This is a genomic window from Leifsonia tongyongensis (assembly GCF_010686705.1).
Taxonomy (GTDB): Bacteria; Actinomycetota; Actinomycetes; order Actinomycetales; family Microbacteriaceae; genus Diaminobutyricibacter; species Diaminobutyricibacter tongyongensis.
In genome coordinates, this window is record NZ_JAAGWY010000002.1 from 181,144 (window position 1) to 203,019 (window position 21,876).

The 21,876-nt window shown below is 68.2% G+C and carries 22 protein-coding genes; 10 read left to right on the plus strand and 12 right to left on the minus strand.

Annotated features, from left to right (window positions below; translation table 11 throughout):
* Positions 1 to 31 precede the first annotated feature (31 nt).
* Positions 32 to 1,114, minus strand: a complete 1,083-nt coding sequence (locus G3T36_RS08830; RefSeq protein ID WP_163289431.1) for an ABC transporter ATP-binding protein — start codon at positions 1,112 to 1,114, stop codon at positions 32 to 34.
* A 204-nt stretch (positions 1,115 to 1,318) separates the two neighbouring features.
* Here G3T36_RS08830 and G3T36_RS08835 point away from each other — a divergent pair, with 204 nt between their 5' ends.
* A complete protein-coding gene (locus G3T36_RS08835) occupies positions 1,319 to 2,335 on the plus strand; it encodes a PHP domain-containing protein (protein ID WP_163289433.1) in 1,017 nt (338 codons plus the stop codon).
* A gap of 18 nt (positions 2,336 to 2,353) precedes the next feature.
* Here the strand turns inward: G3T36_RS08835 and G3T36_RS08840 are convergent, their stop codons facing one another.
* Both G3T36_RS08840 and G3T36_RS20155 read right to left on the minus strand, forming a co-directional pair.
* Positions 2,354 to 2,611: a hypothetical protein gene (locus G3T36_RS08840; protein ID WP_163289435.1), complete on the minus strand. Its 258-nt coding sequence runs from the start codon at positions 2,609 to 2,611 to the stop codon at positions 2,354 to 2,356.
* 74 nt (positions 2,612 to 2,685) lie between these two features.
* Positions 2,686 to 5,994, minus strand: coding sequence for a glucodextranase DOMON-like domain-containing protein (locus tag G3T36_RS20155; protein WP_205245045.1), 3,309 nt, complete (start codon positions 5,992 to 5,994; stop codon positions 2,686 to 2,688).
* 141 nt (positions 5,995 to 6,135) lie between these two features.
* On the opposite strand from G3T36_RS20155, the gene G3T36_RS08850 reads away from it, so the two are divergent.
* Positions 6,136 to 6,465, plus strand: a complete 330-nt coding sequence (locus tag G3T36_RS08850; RefSeq protein WP_163289437.1) for a hypothetical protein — start codon at positions 6,136 to 6,138, stop codon at positions 6,463 to 6,465.
* A 22-nt stretch (positions 6,466 to 6,487) separates the two neighbouring features.
* Here G3T36_RS08850 and G3T36_RS08855 read toward each other — a convergent pair whose 3' ends face one another.
* The 3 genes from G3T36_RS08855 to G3T36_RS08865 form a co-directional block, all read right to left on the minus strand.
* On the minus strand, positions 6,488 to 6,847 hold the full coding sequence (locus G3T36_RS08855) for a DUF7882 family protein (RefSeq protein WP_163289439.1): 360 nt from the start codon (positions 6,845 to 6,847) through the stop codon (positions 6,488 to 6,490).
* 173 nt (positions 6,848 to 7,020) lie between these two features.
* Positions 7,021 to 7,143 carry a type B 50S ribosomal protein L36 gene (gene ykgO / locus G3T36_RS08860; RefSeq protein WP_163289441.1) on the minus strand — a complete coding sequence of 41 codons (123 nt, stop codon included), beginning with the start codon at positions 7,141 to 7,143 and terminating at the stop codon, positions 7,021 to 7,023.
* 80 nt (positions 7,144 to 7,223) lie between these two features.
* Positions 7,224 to 8,369 (minus strand): NYN domain-containing protein, encoded by a 1,146-nt coding sequence (locus G3T36_RS08865; RefSeq protein WP_163289443.1) that lies wholly within the window; start codon positions 8,367 to 8,369, stop codon positions 7,224 to 7,226.
* A 152-nt stretch (positions 8,370 to 8,521) separates the two neighbouring features.
* Between G3T36_RS08865 and G3T36_RS20160 the strand changes: the two genes are divergently transcribed.
* A complete protein-coding gene (locus tag G3T36_RS20160; protein ID WP_338031525.1) occupies positions 8,522 to 9,139 on the plus strand; it encodes an NAD(P)/FAD-dependent oxidoreductase in 618 nt (205 codons plus the stop codon).
* Positions 9,112 to 10,020, plus strand: coding sequence for an FAD-dependent oxidoreductase (locus tag G3T36_RS20165; RefSeq protein WP_338031526.1), 909 nt, complete (start codon positions 9,112 to 9,114; stop codon positions 10,018 to 10,020). The genes G3T36_RS20160 and G3T36_RS20165 overlap by 28 nt, the downstream gene beginning before the upstream one ends.
* 29 nt (positions 10,021 to 10,049) lie before the next feature.
* Here the strand turns inward: G3T36_RS20165 and G3T36_RS08875 are convergent, their stop codons facing one another.
* Positions 10,050 to 10,334 (minus strand): hypothetical protein, encoded by a 285-nt coding sequence (locus G3T36_RS08875; RefSeq protein WP_163289445.1) that lies wholly within the window; start codon positions 10,332 to 10,334, stop codon positions 10,050 to 10,052.
* 138 nt (positions 10,335 to 10,472) lie between these two features.
* Here G3T36_RS08875 and G3T36_RS08880 point away from each other — a divergent pair, with 138 nt between their 5' ends.
* A complete protein-coding gene (locus G3T36_RS08880; protein ID WP_163289447.1) occupies positions 10,473 to 11,267 on the plus strand; it encodes a methyltransferase domain-containing protein in 795 nt (264 codons plus the stop codon).
* A gap of 4 nt (positions 11,268 to 11,271) precedes the next feature.
* Here the strand turns inward: G3T36_RS08880 and G3T36_RS08885 are convergent, their stop codons facing one another.
* The gene (locus tag G3T36_RS08885; protein ID WP_163289448.1) at positions 11,272 to 11,913 is read right to left on the minus strand and encodes a hypothetical protein; all 642 of its coding nucleotides are present in this window, start codon (positions 11,911 to 11,913) and stop codon (positions 11,272 to 11,274) included.
* Between the two features lie 85 nt (positions 11,914 to 11,998).
* Between G3T36_RS08885 and G3T36_RS08890 the strand changes: the two genes are divergently transcribed.
* The 3 genes from G3T36_RS08890 to G3T36_RS08900 all read left to right on the plus strand — a co-directional run bounded on the left by G3T36_RS08890 (position 11,999) and on the right by G3T36_RS08900 (position 15,829).
* Complete coding sequence (locus G3T36_RS08890) at positions 11,999 to 12,847, plus strand: MIP/aquaporin family protein (RefSeq protein ID WP_163289449.1); 849 nt, start codon at positions 11,999 to 12,001, stop codon at positions 12,845 to 12,847.
* Between the two features lie 72 nt (positions 12,848 to 12,919).
* Positions 12,920 to 14,341, plus strand: a complete 1,422-nt coding sequence (gene gad / locus G3T36_RS08895) for a glutamate decarboxylase (RefSeq protein ID WP_163289450.1) — start codon at positions 12,920 to 12,922, stop codon at positions 14,339 to 14,341.
* Positions 14,342 to 14,404: 63 nt separating this feature from the next.
* Complete coding sequence (locus tag G3T36_RS08900) at positions 14,405 to 15,829, plus strand: DUF2252 domain-containing protein (protein ID WP_163289451.1); 1,425 nt, start codon at positions 14,405 to 14,407, stop codon at positions 15,827 to 15,829.
* A gap of 11 nt (positions 15,830 to 15,840) precedes the next feature.
* On the opposite strand, the gene G3T36_RS08905 is transcribed toward G3T36_RS08900, so the two are convergent.
* Positions 15,841 to 16,992, minus strand: a complete 1,152-nt coding sequence (locus G3T36_RS08905; RefSeq protein ID WP_163289452.1) for an AI-2E family transporter — start codon at positions 16,990 to 16,992, stop codon at positions 15,841 to 15,843.
* 130 nt (positions 16,993 to 17,122) lie between these two features.
* On the opposite strand from G3T36_RS08905, the gene G3T36_RS08910 reads away from it, so the two are divergent.
* Positions 17,123 to 17,788 carry a GAP family protein gene (locus G3T36_RS08910; protein WP_163289453.1) on the plus strand — a complete coding sequence of 222 codons (666 nt, stop codon included), beginning with the start codon at positions 17,123 to 17,125 and terminating at the stop codon, positions 17,786 to 17,788.
* Between the two features lie 23 nt (positions 17,789 to 17,811).
* Here the strand turns inward: G3T36_RS08910 and G3T36_RS08915 are convergent, their stop codons facing one another.
* On the minus strand, positions 17,812 to 18,093 hold the full coding sequence (locus G3T36_RS08915) for a hypothetical protein (RefSeq protein ID WP_163289454.1): 282 nt from the start codon (positions 18,091 to 18,093) through the stop codon (positions 17,812 to 17,814).
* 155 nt (positions 18,094 to 18,248) lie between these two features.
* Here G3T36_RS08915 and G3T36_RS08920 point away from each other — a divergent pair, with 155 nt between their 5' ends.
* On the plus strand, positions 18,249 to 18,827 hold the full coding sequence (locus tag G3T36_RS08920; RefSeq protein ID WP_240148419.1) for a hypothetical protein: 579 nt from the start codon (positions 18,249 to 18,251) through the stop codon (positions 18,825 to 18,827).
* A 99-nt stretch (positions 18,828 to 18,926) separates the two neighbouring features.
* Here G3T36_RS08920 and G3T36_RS08925 read toward each other — a convergent pair whose 3' ends face one another.
* Positions 18,927 to 20,396: a phytoene desaturase family protein gene (locus G3T36_RS08925; RefSeq protein WP_163289456.1), complete on the minus strand. Its 1,470-nt coding sequence runs from the start codon at positions 20,394 to 20,396 to the stop codon at positions 18,927 to 18,929.
* Positions 20,393 to 21,844, minus strand: coding sequence for a lipase maturation factor family protein (locus G3T36_RS08930; RefSeq protein WP_163289457.1), 1,452 nt, complete (start codon positions 21,842 to 21,844; stop codon positions 20,393 to 20,395). The genes G3T36_RS08925 and G3T36_RS08930 overlap by 4 nt, the downstream gene beginning before the upstream one ends.
* Between the last annotated feature and the right edge of the window lie 32 nt (positions 21,845 to 21,876).

A 21,876-nucleotide genomic window follows, 5' to 3' on the forward strand; every position in this document is an offset into this window, starting at 1 on the left:
TGCCTCTCTGCTGTGTGGGGGTGGGGTGTTGTCAGTCCGTGATGCGGCGCAGGGCCGCTTCCGGCCAATGCACGGTGACCTCGCTTCCGCGCTGGATGCGCGGGTCGAGGCCGCCGGTGGCGTTCAGCACGGTCGCGCTGAGGGAGAGGCCTTCCGGGCCGTCCGTCACGATGCGGGTGACCGAGCCGGCGTAGACGACGTCGCGGACGACCGCGTCCGCGCGGACCGCCCCGGCCGGGACGGGTTCGCCCCGGTAGACGATCGCGACCTTCTCCGGGCGCACCGCGAAGGAGCCGGTCAGGCCGAAGATGGACTGTGCCGCATCCGCGTTGATGAAGTTGGACGAGCCGACGAATCCGGCGACGAACGCGGTGGCCGGATGCTCGTACACGTCGCGTGCGCCACCCAGCTGTTCGATCCGCCCGTTGTTGAACACCGCGAGCCGATCGCACAGGGTGAGCGCTTCATCCTGGTCGTGGGTCACGAAGACGAAGGTGATCCCGATGTCGCGCTGGATGGCTTTGAGCTCGAGCTGCATCTGTTCGCGCAGCTTGAGGTCGAGCGCACCGAGGGGCTCGTCGAGCAACAGAACCCGGGGGCGTTTGACGAGGGCACGGGCGAGCGCGACGCGCTGCCGCTGGCCGCCGGAGAGCTGGTTCGGCCTGCGGTCGCCGAACCCGCTGAGGCGCACCATCTCGAGCGCTTCTCCGACGCGGCGGGTGCGCTCGGCTTTCGCGACCTTGTCGACGAGGAGACCGTATTCGACGTTCTTGGCGACCGTCATGTGCGGGAAGAGCGCGTAGTCCTGGAAGACCGTGTTGACGTCGCGACGGTAGGAGGGGAGCGCTGTCGCGTCGGTGCCGCCGAGGAAGACCGAACCGGAGGTCGGGGTCTCGAAGCCGGCGATCATCCGGAGCACGGTCGTCTTGCCGGAGCCGGAGGGTCCGAGCATGGCGAAGAATTCGCCGTCGTAGACGTCGAGGTCGATGCTGTCGACGGCGGTGACCGTCCCGAAGGTCTTGCGGAGCGCCCGCAGGGAGATCTGTGCCGTGCGGGAGTCGCTGGCTCCGCCCGCGGTTTCCAGCGAGGCTGTTCGGGTCACCTCGCTGGTCATGGCACCTGCTGATTCCGAAGGTAATCCGGGGTCTGCAGTGCGGAATTCGGTCATTTCACTCTTTTGGGGGGACGGTTTCGATGGTCGGGAATGAAAGTAATGCAACCACGCGCCCCGCGTGTCGTCAAGCTGAGGCGCGCGGACAGGTCTGTCTGCCGAGGCTGGACACTCAGGCAGGTTGCCACCCGGGTGCAAGATGGACCAGTGGATGCCACCGACGCACTGAACGAGATCGCCTTCTGGCTCGAACGCGAGCTCGCACCGACGTTCAAAGTGCAGGCCTTCCGCAAGGCGGCCGGAATAATCGCCGGCCTCAGCGCGGATGAAGTGGCCGAGCGCGTCCACGACGGCCGCATGAAATCGACCAAAGGCATCGGTGATTCGACCTTCGCGGTCATCAGCGAGGCCGTCGACGGCGCGGTGCCCGACCGCCTCGAGACCCTGCGCGAGCGGAACACCCAGCCCCTCGCATCCGGTGGCGCCGAACTGCGCGCGCAGCTCCGCGGTGACCTGCACAGTCACAGCGACTGGTCCGACGGCACGACGTCCATCGAGCTCATGGTCGACGGTGCGCGCTTCCTCGGGCGCGAATACCAGGCACTGACAGACCATTCGCCCACCCTCACCGTCGCGAACGGGCTGAGCCCGGAGCGTCTCAGCGAGCAGCTCGAGGTCGTCGCCGGCATCGACTCGACGCACGGCGTCCGCCTCCTGAGCGGCATCGAGGTCGACATCCTCGAGAGCGGCGAGCTCGACCAGCAGCCGGAACTGCTCGGGCGGCTGGACGTGGTGGTCGCGAGCGTCCACTCGAAGCTGCGGGCCGATTCCATCGTCATGACGCAACGGATGCTCGGCGGCATCCGGGACCCGCACACCAACGTCCTCGGGCACTGCACCGGTCGCCTGGTCTCAGGTTCCCGCGGGACGCGGCCGCCGTCGGAGTTCGACGCCGCGCGGGTGTTCGCCGCGTGCGCGGAACACGATGTCGCGGTCGAGATCAATTCGAGGCCGGAACGCCAGGACCCGCCGGACGACCTCATCCAGCTCGCGCTCGAGGCGGGCTGCCTGTTCAGCATCGACAGTGACGCGCACGCGCCCGGGCAGCTCGACTTCCTCTCCTACGGCGCGGAGCGGGCGGCCGCCAACGGGGTTCCCGCCGAGCGCATCGTCACGACCTGGCCCGTCGACCGCCTGCTCGAGTGGACGCACGCCAAACGGTAGACCGGGCCGAACGTCGGGTCAGGTCGCGGCGTCCTGTCGCAGGTCCTCGGTGGTCAGCGGGATGGTCGCCAGGTAGGGGTACGCCGGCATGAGCGAGTAGTCCGAATCGTCTTCGAGCTGGTAGACGTCGTAGGCGAGCGCGCCGCAGAACGTCGTCGTGACGCGGATCTGCCCGGGCGGGCATCCGCCGATCAGGGGCACGAGCACGACGCTGTCGAGGGTCTGGCCGTCCTCGTACAGGAGGGCCGCTTTGATGGTTCGCGATGAAGCGTCCATGCGCGCAGCGTAATCCCGCGCGCCCCCGTCGCGGCGCCGCGCCCCGGGCGAGTCCGGGATGCGCGCCGTCACGGTCAGGGGACCGTCAGTCCGTGGACGACGACCGGGCTGTGGATGAGGAAGTTCAGCTCGTCCGACTGCGTGACGCCGGCCGGCGGGATCGTGTCCATCACCTTCGGCACCGTGTTCGGATTGCCCGCGCACAGCGGGCCGGACGCGCCGGATGCGCACACTCCGAAGCTGTACTGTCCCGGCGTGCTGGTGAAGGCGCGGGTCTGGTCGAAGCCGTGCGTTCCGTCCTGGCCGGTCAGGGTCACCACGAAGGTCCAGCCGCTCGTCGGCGTCCCGCCGAGCGCCGTCTTGTCGACGCTGAACGTGGTGTACCGCGAGACCTGGTTCGCGCTCACCGTGACGGTGCCGGCCGACGCTCCGGACGCATCCACGAACCTGTTCCCGCCGAAGCCCTGCGCTTCGATCAGCCGGCTCCACGCGGGGGTGACCTGGTAGTTCATCCCGGGGTAGCTCGACGCGGTCGAGGTGCTCGCCGCACCGGGCTGGCCGACGTAGACGTCGACGAGCTGTGCGCCGTTCGTCGAACCGAACGTCGGGCTGAGGTCGGCCGTCTGCACACGGAACGTCACCGTGGTCCCGGTGTCGTAGACCTGGAACTTCGTCAGATCGAATGCCCCTGCATGGAAGTCGCCGGCGGTGGGATACGCGTAGGTTCCCGGTCCGTTGTCGTCGCCGGTCGGGTCGTCCGTGGTGAAGATCAGCGTGCCGTTGACGACGTCGTTGACGACGGAGCGCACCGTCTGCGCGGTGCCGCCGTCGGGTGCGGTGCTCGTGACGACCAGCACGTTCGTGCCGACGGCCGAGGTGATGTCGGCGCTGAACGAGCCGTCGTCGGCTGCCGTCAGCGTGGTGTGGGTCGTCACCGAGTTGCCGTCCGTCGCGACATCGGCGATGTCGATGGTCGCGTGCGGTGCGGCGGTCCCCGTCACCGTGATGGTCGCGCCGGCGGCCGTGCGGTCGACGGGCGACGTCACCGTGAGTGCGGTGCCCTTCTGCGTGTGGGTGATGTAGCGGTCTCGCACCTGGACCGGCTGGTCGACGCTGCGTCCGGCCGACAGGTCGGCCGTCAGCCGCACCTGCGAGGCGGAACCCCACGACAGCGGGGAGGCCGACCCGTCGGCTTCGCCGTTCACGAAACCGATGGATGCAGTGGCCGGGTCCGACCCGTACGGCGCCCGTGCGAGGTCGGGCTGGTCCCACACCTGTTCGGGCACGAGCCCTGCGCCCGAGTTCATCGCGTTGATCGCGACGAGGACGGATGCCGCATTGCCCGACTGTCCGAGCGCGAGGTACTGCTGCGCCCGCTCGGCCCCGAGCACGGGCCACGGGTGACCGGTGCCGCTGAACGCGTTCGTCCACGGTGCGCCCGTGATCGTGCAGCTGTTGCCGGAGCCGGCCACGCAGTCGCCGTAGCCGTCGCCGTTGTACCGCAGCCAGCCGGGTCCGTTCGCCGTGTGCCGCTGGATGGTCCCGTCGGTGACGGCCAGCGAGTTCGCGATGACCGGATCGCTCGCGGGCAGGATGCCCAGCCGCACGTACTCGAGGAAGCCGGCGTCCACGATCGACCGCTGGTCGAGGGTCGGGCCGCCGTTGCCGACGTTGTAGGAGATCGCCGCATTCGGGTCGCCCGTCTTGGAGAGCCGGATGAAGTAGGGCGAGCTCGACAGGGGCCCCGTCGTCGTGACACCCCACGCCTTGATCGTGCGCTGGTACTGGTCGGCGGTGGCGCGCCAGACCCGCGCGCTCGCCGCATCCCCGTGGACGTCGGCGATGCTCGCGGCGGCGATGAGCCCGGCGATCTCGGCGGCGATGGTCGAGGGGGAGTAGCCGGTCTGCTCCTCCCAGCGTTCGACGCCGAAGCTGGGGCCGTGGCTGATCAGGAAGTTCGCCGCGCTCCTGACGTGGGGCCACAGCGTGTTGTCCGAGGCGAGCCCCGACTGGAGGGCCATCAGGATGGGGTACGCCGTCTCGTCGAGCTGGTCGTTGAACGCATCCGCCGCCTTGGTGCCGTCGACGAGAGAGTTGCGCGGCTGGGATCCGTTCGCCTGCTGGCTCTTCGTCAGCAGGAAGCGCACCGTGTCCTGTGCGGTGGCGAGGTCGCCGTCGGTGTAGAGGGCCGTCCACGCCTCGTACAGGTCGCGCGAGAAGACTTCGCGGTAGCCGCTCGTGAACAGGTTGTTCGGGTCGTTGGCGACGATCGACTGGCCCCAGGGAGCGTCGAGGCCTGCGACGATCGCGCCCGGGTGGAGCTTGTCCTCAGAGGCCTTCACGACGTTCGCCGACTGGTAGTAGTCGAGGAGGGCGGTGCGACGCTGGCTGTTCGTGAGTCCTGTTCCGTCGAGGTTCGGTCGCTTGAGGCCGGTGTCGTATTTCGCCCAGCCGCCGAGGTAGGAGGCGGTCAGTCTGGCGAGCGAACTCTGCACGGTCGACCCGGCTGTCGCAACCGCTGCAGCCTGCGTGGTGCCGAAACCGAGCGCGATCGTCGCCGAACCGTGCTGGTCGCGCGTGACGCCGACCGTCTGCTCCACGTTGCCGCCGGTCGCGGTTTCCGTGGCCGGGCTGAGCGTGTGGATGCTGTCCAGCTGCGTGATCGAATCGCTCGCGGTTCCGACGAAACCGCTGCTCACGGCCGAGAACGGCCGGTCCGCGCGCAGCGCGAGGAAGGAGGGGACGGCGTAGGCCGTACGGTTCGCCTGGCTGGTCGTGTGCGTGTCGTACGAGACCGGCACCGGGGTTCCCGTCGAGGTGTCGACGACGGCGTTGTCCGCGCCGCCGTTCGCCGTGCCGCCGCCTCCGTTGCCGCCCGCGTTCGCATCCATCCGCAGGTACAGCGCGTAGTCGCGGGCTGCCTTCGTCAGCGGAACGTACGTCGTGTGCACGACGACGCTGTCACGGGCGGGGTCGGTGAGGTAGCTGGTGACGAGTCGGTACGCGCCGCTCTTCGCCGTGGACGTGACCGTGCACATCATCCCGGTCGGGTCCGAGGCGACCGTGTAGGTCGTGTCGCGTTCCTGCAGGTCGGCGAAACTCGAGCCGTCCGTGACGAGGAACTGCATCGTCTGGACGTTCGTGGCGTCCACGGTCGGAGCGTACACATCGCTGAGGATCCCGTTCGCGACGGTGAACCAGATCGTGGAGCCGGTGTTGCGGGCGGTGCCGACGCAGTCCTTGCGTGATTGGGCCTGGTGGCTGACAGCTCCGGGGGAGCCCGTGGCCTCCGTCGCCGCGCTGGCGCTGACCGAATTGAGTCCGATTGCCGCAAGGGCGAAAGTGGTGACGGCGACAGGCACGACGAAACGGCGACGGATCACGGTCCTACTCCTTCGCGGTCAGCTCCCCTGCTGACACATCAATGGCGACGGTACGCCATGGCTGCTGGCGAGACAAGGATCGGATGCGCGTACTATTCGCAGCAGACACCCCCGTCCAGAAACCCGAACCGAAGGAACGGCATGATCACGTTCTCCTGGCTCCTCCTCATCGGCCTCGTCGGCGGCGTCCTCGCCGTCATCGACGGAGCCGCCCGCACCCGTGGGCGCGGGACACCCATCCTCGCCATCATCGAGATCGTGGTGGGCGCCCTCTGGGTGCTCTCGCTGTTCTTCCCTTCGATCCCGTTCGGGGCGGTGACGCTCGCCATCGTCACGTTGATCGTCCTGGTCGTCCAGCTCGTGCTGCCCGGAAAGCGACGGGGGGGCGCGATGACGATCATCGCCCTCATCCTCACAGCCGTCTGGATCGTGCTCGCCCTGCACTGGGTGATCATCCCCGGCGTCAACTGAAGCGGGTCGTCGTAGCGCCGCGTCAGGAGCTGGCGTGGCGGCGTCGCTTCGCGGCGGTGCCTTCCGGGATCTCCTCGCGGATCTCGGCACGGAGCTCGTCGTCGAGCCGCAGCCCCGCCGACGAGTTCGACGACTCGGTCAGGAGCATGAGCCAGTCTTTGTTGATCGCGGGGATCTGCGCGCCGGAGTAACGGAAGAGGAGGCTCAGCGACGGGTCGAACCACGCCGTGGTGATGACGTCGTCCCCGCGGGTGCGGTCGGTCCACGTCATCAGGAAGCCTTCGCGGCGGCGCAGTTTCAGGCCGATGACGATCTGCAGGTGCGCCAGGACGCGGTCGTCGAAGGTGAACTCGGCGGTGCCGTCGTACACGAGTGTGCCCATGCTGCCCCCGATCGAGCGCTGTACCGCGAAGCGACGATGCCCCGCGATCCGAATGCTATTCGACGGGATCGGGTGCGCGCGCCCCCAAAACACGCGTGAGCACAGGGTTCTTCCCGAAAAGACGCGGTCTTAGCGGGAAAAACCCTGTGCTCGACGGATGCTCGGTGGGCGCGTCAGCCCTGGCGGGCCTTGTAGCGCGGGTTCAGCTTGTTGATCACGAATGTGCGCCCGCGGCGGCGGACGACCTGCGATCCCTGCTGGGTCTTCATCGAACTGAGCGAGTTGCGTACCTTCATGTCTGGGTTTCCCTTCCAGTGATGAGAACCATTCTCAGGAAGGTTTTGTTCCGGATGCGTCGCAGCTGCGCAACCGGGCGTCAGCGCCCGGCCCGCTCGGGCGAGAGGCGCATCAGGACGATCGTGGTCGAATCGTCCAGGTCGGCGATGTCGGAGCGTGACTTCACGAAATCGGAGAACGACCGGAAACCGAGCGTCTTCTCGCTGAACGACGGGTCCATCCGCTTCATCTGCGACTTCACCGACGAACTGTGCAGCCAATCCGCGTCGTCCTTCTCATGCCCGAGGCGCAACGCGCGCTCGAGCAGCCGCGACGCGAGTTCCTGGGGATCCTCGGCGGGCGCATCCGGTTCCGTGTCGGCGGATTCACCCTGCTCGGCATCCGAGAAGGCGACCGCGAGCGCCTCGGATTCGGCCGGGCCGGCCGACCGGGACGTGCGGCGCGAGCGCGCAGGCGCAGCTGCGGGTTCGGCCGCCGGCTCGATCTTCGTCTCGGCAGGCGCCTCGGCAGGCGCCTCGGCAGGCGCCTCCGCGGATGCCTCGGCCGCCTTCTTGCCGCTCGACCGTCGCTTCGTCGTCGGGGCCGAAGGCGCCTTGGCCGGGGCTTCAGCAGGACCCTCGACAGGGGCCGCCGTCCTGCTCGGTGCCCGCTTCAGCGGCACCACGCCCGGCAGATCGTCGTAGTTGACGAATTCGTCGCACGCTGCAGCCAGCGTCTTGCTCGTCGAGCCCGCCATCCCGACACCCACGACGTAGCGGCCGAGGCGCTTGCACCGCTGCGCGAGGGCGATGTAGTCGGAGTCGCCGGCGACGATGACCACGTGTGTGAGGTCGGAGAGGCGGAACAGGTCCTCGACGGCGTCGACGGCGAGCCGGATGTCGGCCCCGTTCTTCGCATAGGCCGCCGCCGGGAACAGCTGCACCAGGTCGACCGCACGCCCCACCAGCTGCCCGCGGTACTCCGCGTTCATCGGTGTCGACCAGTCCGCGTACGCCCGGGTGAGCACCAGTGTGCCGAACGATGAGGCGAAGTCGATCACCGCGCCGAGGTCCACGGTCGCGCGGGCGAGCCGCTCGGCGACCTCCGGGTCGGCGTTCTTGCCGGCCGTGATCTTCGCCCGGTCGCGCTGGAAGGCGTTGCGGCCGTTCACCTGGTCGTAGCGCGACAGGATGATGTTGTCGAAGTCGATGTAGACGGCCACGCGGCCGTCACCTGGTTCAGCCATGGATCCTCTTCCCGAATACGCACCTGCCGAAACCGCACCTGCGTGGCTCCAGTCTGGCCGAAGTTTTCCCGAGATGGACCGTTCGACCCGATCAGGCGTACGTTCGGCGTGTGGCCCGGTGCCAACGCGGGCCGTTCAGGCGGGAGGCAGTCATGACATCGCTCTGGCTGGCGCGGGCTGGTCGCGCCAACACCGATCCGTACCCGGCAGGTGAGCACGTCGACACGATCGTGATCGGCGCAGGCATCACCGGGCTCGCCACGGCGCTCATGCTGTGCAGGGCGGGGATGCGCGTCGCGGTGATCGAGGCGCGGCAGATCGGCGCTGCCGCGACCGGCAACACCTCGGCGAAGCTGAGTCTGCTGCAGGGCGACGTGCTGGGCAGCATCCGCCAGCACGCCAACGACCGGGTGCTCCAGGCCTACGTCGACGCGAACCTGGCCGGCCGGCGCTGGCTGCTCGACTACCTCGAGGAGCGCTCCGTGCCGGTGCAGCGCCGCGACGCCTGGACGTTCGCGACCACGAGCGAAGGCGCGGCGCTCCTGGATACCGAGCTCGAGGCATCCAGGGTCGCGGGGCTCGCCGTCGAGCGCGACGACCGGACCGAGCTGCCGTTCGCGATCGAGGGCGCACTGCGACTCCGCGACCAGGCCCAGTTCGATCCGATGGATGTGCTGCTCGCGCTGGCCGACGATGTGCGGCCTTGGGCGGTCTCGTGGTCGAGGGCGAGAGAGTGGTCGGCGTGGACGCAGGTAAACCGGCGACCGTGAGGACGGCATCCGGGCCGATGACGGCGGACGCCGTCGTCCTGGCGACCGGCGCACCCATCCTGGAACGCGGGCTCTATTTCGCGAAGACGGAGGTGCGTCGCTCCTATGTGGTCGCGATGCGCGTCCCCGGCGGTGAGGATGCGATCCCGCGCGGCATGTACCTGTCGATCGAGCGGCCGACGCACTCGCTACGCACCGCTCCCGATCCGGGCGGCGAACTGCTGCTCGTCGGCGGCAACGGTCATCCGACCGGGCGCGTCCCGTCGGAGCTGGCGTACGTCGACGGACTCGCGCAGTGGGGGGTGGAGAACTTCCCCGGGGCGGTCGAGGTGTCCCGGTGGTCGGCGCAGGACTACCGTTCGGGAAACCTGATCCCGTTCGTCGGGTGGTTCCCCCGCGGCCGGGGGCGCGTCTACCTCGCGACCGGGTACAACAAGTGGGGCATGACGAACGGTGTGGCTGCCGCGCTCAGCCTGACCGCCGACCTGACGGGTGAGACGCTCGACTGGGCGCAGGTGATGCACCACCGTCGCACGCATCCGGCCGATCTCGCTGCGGGCATCGGGATGAACGTCCGCGTCGGCACGACGATGGCGAAGGTCTGGGCGGCGGCGGAGAGGGCGGAGCCCGACATCGCAGAAGAGATGAGCCCGCCCGCCGAAGGCACCGGGCATGTGGGGCACGCCGGCCGGCATCCGGTCGCCGTGTCCACGATCGACGGGCGCACCTGCGCACTGTCGGCTGTCTGCACCCACCTCGGCGGGATCGTCCACTGGAACGACGCCGAACACACCTGGGACTGCCCACTGCACGGTTCACGGTTCGCGCCGGACGGCGACGTGCTCGAGGGGCCGGCGACGGAGTCGCTGCGGCAGGCGTGAGTGTGCCCGGCCTCGCTTGGCGACCTGGCTCAGGCGGTCGACCCTTCCAGCTCGGCTCTTTCGAGTACACGGGTGAGCGGGGGAGCCGTCCGCAGCTGTGCGAGCGCCGACTCGAACCGGCGATGGTAGGTGCGCTTTCCCGGTCGGCAGATCTCGGTGACTTCGAACATGCCGCCGACCTGCTGGACGAACCCGAGAAGGGAATGCGGATCGGCCTCGTCGCCGTTCATCAGGCTCACACGCCATTCGGATGCGGAGATCTCGACGACGTCGACTCCGAAATCGGCATACGTCTGGAGTCTTCGGTGGTTCATGACTCTTACTCAACTCCTGTTGGGAGCGTTGCGAAAGGGATTGACATTCGCGGGTTTTGACGTCCTGCGGGGACGAAATGTCGGCCGATACGGAGCACACTGGAATGGACAGCATTCGCACGGGGTGAGGAGGATGCCGTGACGCAGACGGACGCGGCCGACACCTGGGAGCATGCCGCTGCATACGAGCGCTACATCGGCCGGTGGAGCACCCGCGTCGCCCAGGTGTTCCTCGACTGGCTCGGGCTGCCGCCCGGGTTGCGCTGGCTCGACGTCGGGTGCGGAACCGGGGCGCTCACGGCCGAGATCGTCGAACGCTGTGAGCCCTCCTCGACGGTCGGTGTCGAGCCGTCCGAAGCGTTCCTCGCCCAGGCGAAGAAGCGGCTGGGCGCCCGGGCCGAGCTGCATCGTGCGGGGGCGGATGCGATCCCGTTGCCCGACGCATCCGTGGACGTCACGGTCTCGGGTCTCGTGCTGAACTTCGTTCCGGATGCGCGGGCAGCCGTCGCCGAGGCGAAACGTGTCACGCGTGCCGGCGGTGCGATCGCCGCCTACGTCTGGGACTACGTCGGCCGCATGGAACTGTTGCGCTACTTCTGGGATGCGGCGGTCGAGCTCGATGCAACCGCACCGGATGAAGGTTCCCGGTTTCCGATCAGCGACCCGGGGCGGCTGGAAGAGCTCTTCGCCGGCGCCGGGCTGACCGGCCCGCATGCGCGCTCCATCGACGTGCCCACGACGTTCACCGACTTCGACGACTACTGGCAGCCCTTCCTCGGTGGACAGGGCCCGGCTCCCGCCTACGCGATGTCTCTCGACGAGCCCGCGCGGAACCGGCTGCGGGACCGCATCCGCGAACGCCTGCCGATCCGCGGCGACGGGTCGATCCCGCTCGTCGCGCGCGCCTGGGCGGTGCGCGCCTCCGTCGCGTGACGCTTCAAGCGCTCGCGGGCGTCGCGGCGCGCGCCGGGCGACTCAGAAGCGCCGCCACGAGGAAGCACGCCGCCCCGAACAGGGTTCCCGCGTTCGCCCAGAACACGCTCAGCAGGTCGCCGGTCTGCGGGATCACGTAAGCGCCGATCGCCGAGAGCCCGAACAGCACCGACCCGGTCATGTTCAGCCAGGTGCACTGCCAGGTTCGCGCCTGTGGATCCCACAGCTTGTCGCGCTCGGTCGTCGCGACCACCGCGAACGCACTCGAGACGAGAAAGCACACCGACCCGAGCACGTCGGGTCGCCAGCCGCCGTTGACCCTCGCAGCGTCGTTGATCGAGTGGAGCAGCGCATCCGTCGTGCTGATGTTGAAGAAGAGGGTCCCGACGAACTGCACCGCCGCCGACCACCAGTCGAACGTATCCGGCCGGTTCGTTCCGCGGCGGGGCGGCCGCCGGCCGCTCAGCCCCAGCTGGATGAGCGCCGCCGCGGTGAAGAACAGCGCACCGATGAAGAACGTCAGGTTGTCGACCGTCGAGCCGACCGCCTCCGCATAGAACGGTATGGCGCCGACCATGAAGAACAGCGAGCCGATCGCGAACCCCCACGCCTCACGGCGAAGGCGAAAGGACTGGTCGGCCGCCATCGGCCGAATGTAGCGCGGGTTCGCCCAGGCGACATCATCCCTTCCGGGTGATCGCCGACGCGCGCGAGAGGACTACATTGTCGCCATGACCGAGGAAAACGAGCTCGAAAAACCGGGCGACGAAATCGTCTCCGACATCGTGCACGGCCGCATCACGCACCTGCCGGTAAGTGTCGACCGCGCGATCGAAGACTTCCACGACAGCTCTCAGGAGTGGCGGAGGCTCTTCTCGGAGCTGCTCGGCACGTTCTTCCTCGTGCTCGCCGCGGCCGGCGGCGGCATGATGGGCCAGGCCTTCCCGAACACGATCTCACGGACCGCCGCGGTCACGGCGCCGGCCCTCACCGTCTTCGCGATCATCCTGTTCATGGGCAAGGTGTCGGGCGCACACCTCAACCCGGCGGTGAGCATCGCATTCGCACTGAGAGGCGATTTCCCGTGGGCGCGAGTACCCGGCTATATCGTCGTACAACTGGCCGGAGCATCCCTCGCCGCCTGGTTCCTCGCGGGGGTGCTTCCCGTCTCGGCGAAGTACGGCTCCAACTACCCGGCCAGCGGTTATGCGGCCGGCATCGCTTTCGTCATGGAACTGGTGCTGACCTTCGGTCTGGTCAGCGTCATCCTCGGCACCGCATCCGGTGCGCAGAACCTGGGAGTCATCGGCGCTTTCGGTGTCGGCGCGTACATCGCGCTCGCGGGCCTGTGGGCGAGCCCCGTCTCTGGCGCATCGATGAACCCGGCCCGCACGTTCGGGCCCGACCTCGTGGCGGGCGACTTCACGTCGTACTGGGTCTACGTGGCGGGTCCGATCGCCGGCGCGATCGTCGCGGTCGGTGCGGCCTTCCTGCTGCGTGGGCGCGGTGGCGGCGCATCCGGATCGGGTGCGGCCCAGGGCGACCTCAACACGAAAGTCGCCAACCCGCGCAAGCCGTGACCGGGCGAGATCGGCGGGACATCACCCGCATGGGATGATGCCGTGCGACGACCGAGTTCTTAGCGTGGCAGCATGACCGCCACCACAACCTTGAAGCACGGCGACGTGCCACACGCTTTCACCGGCATCGGCGACCAGAACCAACTCAACCCGATATTCGCCCGTGCCGGTGAATCAACCGATTTCCCACTCAATGCCCTTCCCCCCAGCGAGTCTCTGCCGGAGACCGCGTACCAGATCGTGCACGACGAGGCCATGCTCGACGGCAACTCGCGGCTCAACCTCGCGACCTTCGTCGGCACCTGGATGGACCCCTTCGCGAACAAGATCTACGCCGAGTCCGCAGACAAGAACATGGTCGACAAGGACGAGTACCCGCAGACCGCCGCCATCGAGACGCGCTGCTGGAAGATGATGGCCGGGCTCTGGCACGCACCCGACCCGGAGAACGCCATCGGCACGTCGACCATCGGGTCGTCCGAGGCGTGCATGCTCGCCGGCCTCGCGCTGAAACGGCGCTGGCAGCTGGCACGACGGGCCGCAGGCAAACCTGCGGACAAGCCGAACCTGATCCTGTCGAGCGCTGTCCAGGTGTGCTGGGAGAAGTTCTGCAACTACTGGGACGTCGAAGCGCGCTACGTCCCCATCTCGCTCGAACACAAGGTGCTCGACGGCCACGACCTCGAGTCGTATGTCGACGAGAACACGATCGGCGTCGTCGCCATCATGGGCGTGACCTACACCGGCATGTACGAGCCGGTCGAGAAGATCTCGCGTGTGCTCGACAAGATCGAGGAGTCGACGGGGCTCGACATCCCCATCCACGTCGACGGCGCGTCGGGCGGCATGATCGCGCCGTTCCTGCAACCGGACCTGATCTGGGATTTCCGGCTCGAACGGGTCGCCTCCATCAGCACGTCCGCCCACAAATACGGACTGGTGTACCCGGGTCTCGGATGGGTGATCTGGCGCACCGTCGACGACCTGCCCAGCGAGCTCGTCTTCGACGTCACCTACCTCGGCGGCCACATGCCCAGCTTCGCCCTCAACTTCTCCCGGCCGGGCGCGCAGGTGCTGCTGCAGTACTACCTGTTCCTGCGCCTCGGGTTCGACGGCTACTACCGCGTGCAGAAGGCGTCCCAGGACGTGGCCGTGTACCTCGCGAGCGAGATCGGCCGGATGCCCGCCTTCGAGCTCTGGAACGACGGCACCGACATACCCGTTTTCGCCTGGCAGCTGGCGAAAGGTCACACGGACAAGTGGAACCTGTACCACCTCTCCGAGCGGCTGAGGCTGAAGGGCTGGCTGATCCCCGCCTACCCGATGCCCGACGACCTGACCGACATCGTCGTGCAGCGCATCGTCGTGCGCAACGGGCTCAGCCGCAACCTCGCGGAGAGCCTCGTCGTCGACATCGCCGAGGCTGCCGCCTATCTCGATGCGCTCGATTCGCCGATGCCGACGGAAGGGCTGGTCACGTCGTTCACCCATTGAGCGGTGGAGTCGAGCTTCACAGTCGGGGGTCGAGGGTCAGGGGTCGAACCGAAAGGATGCGTCATGGATTCGACGATCGAAGTCCCATTGCACGATTTCGAGGCGAGGGAGTCACTGGGCCGCGCCGCCCGTGAGCGAACGCCGCGTTCCGCGCAGTCGCTGTGGGAGCCGCCCGGCGATCGGCCCGACCCTGTCGAGCTCCTCGAGGAGCAGGCCGCGAGCAGGCTCCCCGAGCTCGTGCCCATCCGGTATGGGCGCATGATGGTGTCGCCGTTCGCCTTCTACCGTGGCGCGGCCCTGATCATGGCGTCCGACCTCGCGGGCACGCTCAACTCGGGGATGACCGCCCAGATCTGCGGCGATGCGCACTTGTCGAACTTCGGGCTGTTCGGCACACCGGAGCGCACGATGATCTTCGACCTCAACGACTTCGACGAGACCCTGCCCGGCCCCTGGGAGTGGGACCTGAAGCGGCTGGTGACGAGTTTCGAGATCGCGGCACGATACCGAGGTTTCACGCCGACGGATCGGCGGGAGGCGACCACTGCTGCGGTGCGGGGGTACCGCAAGCAGATGCGGTTCTCGGCGTCCATCCCGGTCCTCGCCGCGTGGTATGACCACATGGATGCCGACACGATGCTCGACTGGGTCAAGCAGCAGCAGCGCGACGAGAAGGCGGGCGAGGCGCAGGTCGAACGCACCGCGCAGATGATCGCGAAAGCCCGGACCAAGGACAGCATGGGTGCGTTCGAGAAGCTGGTCGGCGAGGTCGACGGCCAGCTGCGCATCCTGGCGGATCCGCCTCTCATCGAACCGATCGAGAACATCGTTCCGGATGCGGTGGAGCGCCGGGAGGACGAATCCTTCATCCTGAACCTCATCGCGAACTACACGCAGACGCTGCTGCTCAAGCACCACCCGGTCGAGGAGTACACGTACGTGCACATGGCCAGGAAGGTCGTCGGTGTCGGGAGCGTGGGAACGCGGGCGTGGGTCGTGCTCCTCAAGGGACGCAACACGAAGGACTACCTTCTGCTCCAGGCGAAGGAAGCGCAGGCGTCCGTGCTCGAACGCTTCGTCGCACCCAGCGAGTTCTCTTCGCACGGCGAACGCGTGGTTCGCGGCCAGCGCCTGATGCAGTCGGCGAGCGACATCTTCCTCGGCTGGGAGACCGTCACCGGCATCGACGGTCTGCTGCGCGACTTCTACATTCGACAGCTGCACGACTGGAAGGGCTCGCTCGACATGGAGAAGGTCCGTCCGATCGGGTTGAAGCTCTACGCGCAGGTGTGCGGCGAAACCCTCGCCCGTGCCCACGCCCGCTCGGGAGACCGCGTCGCGATCGCCGCGTACATGGGCGGCAGCAGCCGTTTCGACGAGCTGATCGCCGACTTCGCGGAGGCGTACGCCGACCAGAACGAGCAGGATTACGAAGCGTTCCTGGAGGCGATCGCGTCGGGCAGGCTCGAGGCCCGCACCGGCCTGTAGCCGCCGGGCGCTCAGGCTGCGTCGGCGGGGGCGGGCTCGCCCGACGAGGGCGGGTGCTTCTTCGCTTCGCGCCTGTCCTTGCGCTCGTGCTTGGCTTCCGCCTCCTCCGCCTTCTGCAGGTCGCGCGTCTCTGTCGTCGGGCCGAGCGCCGGGCGCCACCAGTGCGCATCCGGGTCGGAATCGACGAGGATCGTCTTGCCGAGCAGCGTGAGCGGAATGGCCAGGATCGCACCGATCGGGCCGATCACCACCGCCCAGAAGAGCACGGAGAAGAACGTGATGGTCTGGCTGAGCGAGACGGCGTGACCGACGACACGGGGCTGGATGATCGACTGCACGACTGCGTTGATGATTCCGTACACGACGATGACGGCGATGACGGTCGGCCAGCCCCCGACGAGGAAGCCGAACACGACCGGCGGGATCAGCGCGAAGAAGTAGCCGATGTTGGGGATGAAACTGCACAGAAACGCCAGGAGGCCCCAGAGGAGCGCGGCCGGCACGCCCAGGATGTAGAGGGCGATCGAGTTCAGCGCGCCCTGTACGACACCGAGGACTGTCGTCACCACCATGTAGCGCCGCACATTCGACGCGTAGTCGGTGACCGCCGACACCAGGTTGGGATTGCGGGTGCCCAGCTGGTGCAGGATCGTATGGGCATAGGCAGCGTCGGCCGCCATCAGGATCATCATGGTCAGGATGATCACCAGAGCTCCGGTGATGCTGACCACGCTGCCCAGAAGACCGGAGATGACGTGCCCGAGGTTGCTCGGCGTCAGTCCTTTCTCGACGGCCTGAACCTGATCGGGTCCGACACCGAGACTGGTCAGCCAGGCGCCGATACTCGCCCCGATCTGCTCGAACTGCTTCTGGTAGTTCGGCAGCATCGCGACGAACTGGGCGGTGGCCAGGATGAGCGTGTAGGTGAACCCGGCGAGCAGGCCGAACACGACCAGGATGACGGAGCCGGTCGCGATTCCTCCCGGCACACCGCGCTTCAGCAGCCCCGTTCGCACCGGGTTCGCGCAGATCGTCAGGATGAGCGTGAGAAGGACGGGCGCGAGGATGCCCCTGATCGAGCTGATGCCGATCGCCGTCAGCGTCGCCGCGCCGAGCGCGACCAGGATGTTGGTTCCTCTGGGCAGTCCCAGACTGCTTGTCATGGCCTCACGCTAGGGATTTGCGCGGTCGGCCCACATCATCCCAACGGGGTGATGTGGGCGGGCGCGGGATGCGCACTATCGTTCACGAAGGGGCGCCCGCGCGCAGTCCCCGGAAAGTGGGGCGGGACCGATGCTGGCGGCCGTGGGGCATGTGCTTCCCCTGGCTGTCGCTTTCGCGCTCAGTTCGATCCCGATCATGGCGACCATTCTCATCCTGCTCTCGAAGAACAGAAATCGGGCGGCGATTCCGTTCCTGATCGGCTGGATCGTCGGCATCGCCCTCGTGCTCGTCCTGCTGATCGCCCTCGCACAGGCAGTGCCGGGCACCGTGCCGAAGACGTCGCAGGTGCTTCTCGGCTCGTTCCTCATCGTCATCGGGGTCGCGTTGATCGCGCTGTCGGTCGTCAACTGGGCGCGCGGGAGACGGAAGCAGACCGCCGGTATCCCTCGGTGGCTCCGTGCGGTGAGCTCGTTCGGCCCTTTATCGTCGTTCGGATTCGCGCTGCTGCTGAACGTGCGCCCGAAGGCGATCCTGCTGAGTGCGGCTGCCGGGCTGTCGCTCCGCGGCGACGGGCTGACGCCGGGCGAGACCGTGGGGGTGATCGTCATCTATACGCTCGTGTCCGCGTCCACGGTGGCGATCCCGATCATCGCGCGTCTCGTGGCGCCGACCCGCACGGAACTGCCCCTGGTGCACGCGCGGCGATGGCTCGAGGACAACAGTTCGGTCGTGTCGGCGCTCATCCTGGTGCTCGTGGGATTCGTCGTCATCGCCGACGGCCTCACCCGGCTCTGAGCGGCCGACCTCGGCCGCGCTCGCTAGGAAACCGGGCGGAGTTCGGCTTCGTCGGCGATCGCGGCCAGCGCCGACGACCGGTGGCGGAACGTTGTGCCCAGGACCAGCCCGTAGGCCGCGGTCGCCGTCCATTGCCCGTCATGTTCGGCCAAGTGTCCGACGAGGTAGCGGGAATGGCCGCCCAGCACCTGCCGTTCGGCGATCGGCAGCGTGAGTGGAAAGGCGTACACGTCCCCGGCCGGACTGACCTCGAGCTCCCAGCGGGCGCGGCCGGGGTTGATCTTGCTGGTGAAGATGCGAGACATGGTCTTACGGTCTTAGCCGATCGGGGTGCATCCGCGCACGGCGTGTGACTCTGTGTTGCACTGCACGGGCGACCCGCGACAATGGGGGGAGGGGTCGCGACGGAAGGGTTCGGATGCGCTGGTTCAGACGCCGACGCGAATCTGCCGCGCCCCCCATGCGTCCCTTCGACGAATCGCAGCTCGTGTCTCCGATGCCGACGACCCTCGACCATGCCCTCGACGAGGGCATCATGATCGCCGAGTATGCGGCTCGCATGACGGTCAAGAACCGGATCGTCGTCGACGCCATCCGGACCGAATCCGGATTCGACGCCGAGCGTTACCTGCCGGTCGCGGCCGACGCGCTGCGCGAGCTCGCAGACGAATCGGATGCGGCCGGTGCGCGCATCGCCGAGGAGCGGGAGTTCGCGGTCGCCCTCGATGGGCAGGGCGCGCACATCCACGACTACCGTGCCGTCGACGACCTCAACCTCAGGCGGAGGGAGCGCGTCGCCGAGGAACTGGCCCGCGCGCTGCGTCGGCAGGCGGACGACGAAGAAGCGCTCCGCGGGCTGGTCGAGACGTCGCGGGATGATGCGTGGCACGAGATCGGGTCGGCGATCGAAGCGTCGCTCGACGCGTTCGCGGGCGTGGAGGGATTGAAGGCCGACTACGAGCGCGAGAAGCCGGAACGACTCAACCTGCTCATCCGGCGTGACCTGGCCCGGCTGGCGGAGGAGCGCAGCGGGTACTGAGCGCCCCGTCCGCCCCCGCCGTCGCCCCCGCACTTCTTCGTTCCCACCGCACTTCTTCCTCGCCAGCGCACGCGTACGTACGAGTGCGCTCGGAAACACCTAGTGCGAGTCGCCCCGATTGGCGTCCGGCCGCAGGTCGTCCAAGCTCACGTCGATCCCGAAATGCGTGTGTGCCGCCAGTCGCGCCGCGTACCACCCGTTCATCCCCTGCACTGACGGCCCCGGGGGAGTCGAAGCCGAACACAGGTAGAGCCCGTCCACCGGTGTCGCCCACGGTGTCGGCGACAGCACCGGGCGCCTGAGCAGCCGGTAGACGCTGACCGTGCCACCCATGATCTCGCCGCCGACGTCGTTGGGGTTGTTCGCCTCCACGTCGCGCGCCGTCATCGTCGCGCTTGCGAGCACCGTGTCGCGGAACCCCGGCGCGACCCGTTCGAGTTGCCGCGTGATCGCCTCGGTCGGATCGTAGATCGACCCGGCCGGCACGTGCATGTACGCCCACAGCGTGTGCTTGCCGAGCGGCGCCCGCGTGTCGTCGAGGATGCTCGGCTGGGTGACCAGCACGAACGGGGATGACGGGATGCGCCCTCGGGCGACCTCGCGTTCGGAGCGCGCGATGGCCCCGCGCGAACCGCCGAGGTGCACGGTGGGCGCGAGGGCGACATCCGGATTCGTCCACGGAACCGGCGCCGACAGTGCGTAGTCGACCTTCGCGACGCCACCGCCACGAGGGAAACGCTGCAGCGCGTGCCGGTAGCCGGCGGGAAGGCGGTCGCCGCCGAATCGCGCCAGGAAGGCGGGGGAGGTGTCGAGCATCGTGACGCGCGACGGTTCCAGGTCGGCGGGGCTCGCGACATCCGTGTCGAGCACGATGCGTCCGCCGTGGGCCACCAGGTCGTCGGCGAGCGCATCCGCGATGGACTGGGAGCCGCCGACCGGGAAACCCCAGCCTGCCGCGTGCGCGTGGGCGCCGAGCAGCAGCCCGGTGCCGGCGGCGGCGAGCGACGGCTGCGACACGACCGCATGCGCGGACACCCCGCTCAGCATCGCCGGCGCGATCCGTTCCCTGAAGCGCTCGTTCCAGGCGGGCGTTCCCTGTTCGAGCACACGCAGGCCGAACGCCAGCGCGTCCAGCGGATGTGGAGGGATGCGCAACAGCTGCGACCCGGTGAAGTCGGTCACCGACTCGATGTGGTCCACGAGCGGGCCGAACAGGGAACGCCAGGCGTTGCCGTCCCGTCCGAGATCGGCGACCGTGCGTTCGAGGTCGTGCCAGGCGATCCCGGCCACACCGTGGTCGAGCGGATGCGCGTACGAGGCCGACGGGATGACGAACGGCACCCGCTCGGTCAGCCCGAACGCGCGGAAGAACGGCGACGCGAGGGCGGCCGGATGCACGGCGGAGCACACATCGTGCCGGAACCCGGGCAGCGTCAGCTCGGCGGTGCGCAGGCCCCCGCCCACGGTCGAAGCCCGTTCGACGAGCACCACCTCGAGGCCGGCCCGGGCGAGGGTGACGGCGGCCGCCAGCCCGTTAGGCCCGCTGCCGACGACGGTCGCGTCGATCATCGGCCGTACCCGCGACGGGCCTGCGTCGAACGCGAGATCGGTGGGACCAGGATCCCGGCCTCTTCACGCATCCACCACACTCCTTCTTCCCGCCGTTCACGCCGTGTAGCGAAACGGTACAGGTACAGTCTGGCCCGCACCCAGGTCGGAGGCGTGCCCCCGAACGGGTCGACGCGCAGGAGCTTGAGCGTCCGTCGGTCGGCGTCGAGCAGTTTCGAGAGGAAGACGAGGAACCAGCGCGAGTCGTGCGACCCGAGCGCGAGGAACCACATGAGCCAGTCGAGCCGCAGGTGGTAGGGGGCGAACTGCCGGGGGATCCGCCGCGGGTCGCCCGGTTTGCCTTTGAACTCGTAGACCTGCCAGACCGCCTCGCCGCCCGGCTGTTCGGCAGCGGTCCCCTCGACGACGACCTCGTAGCGTTCCTTCGTGACACTGCCGAACGCCCCGTACGCGTTGACGAGGTGCCAGCGGTTGAAGCTGGCGTTCATCAGCTGGCGGCGCGACAGCAGGTTGCGGGCCGGCCACCAGCTGAGGGCGATCAGAAGCGCGGATGCGACCAGCGCGAGGAACGCGAACCAGGGCGGCATCGCATCCGTCGCTCCGGTCGGCGGGATGAGCGGCACGATGACATGCGCGACCGGGTTGCTGATCGCCGAGAACGCCAGGACGATCGTGATCACGTTCAGCCACGCGAAATTGCCGGTGAACACCAGCCACAGCTGGGTGAGGATCACGATCGCTGCGGCGATGGATGCGACCGGCTGCGGTGCGAAGAGGAAGAACGGCACGATGAGCTGGGCGAAATGATTGCCGAGCACCTCGAAGCGATGGAACCACTTCGGCAGCAGGTGCGCGTAACGGCTCACCGGGTTCGGCATCGGCTGGGTTTCGTGGTGGTAGTACAGCGCCGTCAGGTTGCGCCACGACCGGTCGCCGCGCATCTTGATCATCCCCGCGCCGAACTCGAGCCGGAACACCAGCCAGCGCAACAGAATGATGACCGTGATCGGCGGGGCCTCCTGGCTGCCCCCGAGGAACGCGACGGTGAAGCCGGCCTCGAGCAGCAGGCTCTCCCAGCCGAACGCGTAGAACGTCTGGCCGATGTTCACGATCGACAGGTAGGCGAGCCAGATGACGAGGAACAGGATGAGCGGCACCCAGCCGGGTGCGAGCTGCGGGATGCCGAGCACGAGAAGCGCCGAGATCGCGGCTCCCGTCCAGGCAACGGCCAGCAGCAGCCGGTCGGAGTAGCGCCAGCGGAAGAGGGTGGGCTGGCGTCGCGCGTAGCTCAGCCGCAGGAAGTCGGGCGCGGGCAGCAGACCGTGCTCGCCCAGAAGCGCCGGGAACTGGTTGACGGCGGAGATGAACGCGATCAGGTAGATCGCCGCGGTGCCGCGCTGGAGCACCTCACGTGCAAACCCGTAGTCGCTCGCCGCCAGCCAGTCCATGTCACCACCCCGTGGCCCGGCTCCACCGTACG

Coding starts and splice junctions, on each gene's coding strand:
- G3T36_RS08915 (WP_163289454.1), bottom strand. CDS start 18,093: ATGTCTCGCATCTTCACCAGCAAGATCAACCCCGGCCGCGCCCGCTGG.
- G3T36_RS08830 (WP_163289431.1), bottom strand. CDS start 1,114: ATGACCAGCGAGGTGACCCGAACAGCCTCGCTGGAAACCGCGGGCGGA.
- G3T36_RS08850 (WP_163289437.1), top strand. CDS start 6,136: ATGATCACGTTCTCCTGGCTCCTCCTCATCGGCCTCGTCGGCGGCGTC.
- G3T36_RS08910 (WP_163289453.1), top strand. CDS start 17,123: ATGCTGGCGGCCGTGGGGCATGTGCTTCCCCTGGCTGTCGCTTTCGCG.
- G3T36_RS08900 (WP_163289451.1), top strand. CDS start 14,405: ATGGATTCGACGATCGAAGTCCCATTGCACGATTTCGAGGCGAGGGAG.
- G3T36_RS08905 (WP_163289452.1), bottom strand. CDS start 16,992: ATGACAAGCAGTCTGGGACTGCCCAGAGGAACCAACATCCTGGTCGCG.
- G3T36_RS08855 (WP_163289439.1), bottom strand. CDS start 6,847: ATGGGCACACTCGTGTACGACGGCACCGCCGAGTTCACCTTCGACGAC.
- G3T36_RS08890 (WP_163289449.1), top strand. CDS start 11,999: ATGACCGAGGAAAACGAGCTCGAAAAACCGGGCGACGAAATCGTCTCC.
- G3T36_RS08840 (WP_163289435.1), bottom strand. CDS start 2,611: ATGGACGCTTCATCGCGAACCATCAAAGCGGCCCTCCTGTACGAGGAC.
- G3T36_RS08865 (WP_163289443.1), bottom strand. CDS start 8,369: ATGGCTGAACCAGGTGACGGCCGCGTGGCCGTCTACATCGACTTCGAC.
- gad (WP_163289450.1), top strand. CDS start 12,920: ATGACCGCCACCACAACCTTGAAGCACGGCGACGTGCCACACGCTTTC.
- G3T36_RS08920 (WP_240148419.1), top strand. CDS start 18,249: ATGCGTCCCTTCGACGAATCGCAGCTCGTGTCTCCGATGCCGACGACC.
- G3T36_RS08930 (WP_163289457.1), bottom strand. CDS start 21,844: ATGGACTGGCTGGCGGCGAGCGACTACGGGTTTGCACGTGAGGTGCTC.
- ykgO (WP_163289441.1), bottom strand. CDS start 7,143: ATGAAGGTACGCAACTCGCTCAGTTCGATGAAGACCCAGCAGGGATCG.
- G3T36_RS08885 (WP_163289448.1), bottom strand. CDS start 11,913: ATGGCGGCCGACCAGTCCTTTCGCCTTCGCCGTGAGGCGTGGGGGTTC.
- G3T36_RS20160 (WP_338031525.1), top strand. CDS start 8,522: ATGACATCGCTCTGGCTGGCGCGGGCTGGTCGCGCCAACACCGATCCG.
- G3T36_RS08925 (WP_163289456.1), bottom strand. CDS start 20,396: ATGATCGACGCGACCGTCGTCGGCAGCGGGCCTAACGGGCTGGCGGCC.
- G3T36_RS08875 (WP_163289445.1), bottom strand. CDS start 10,334: ATGAACCACCGAAGACTCCAGACGTATGCCGATTTCGGAGTCGACGTC.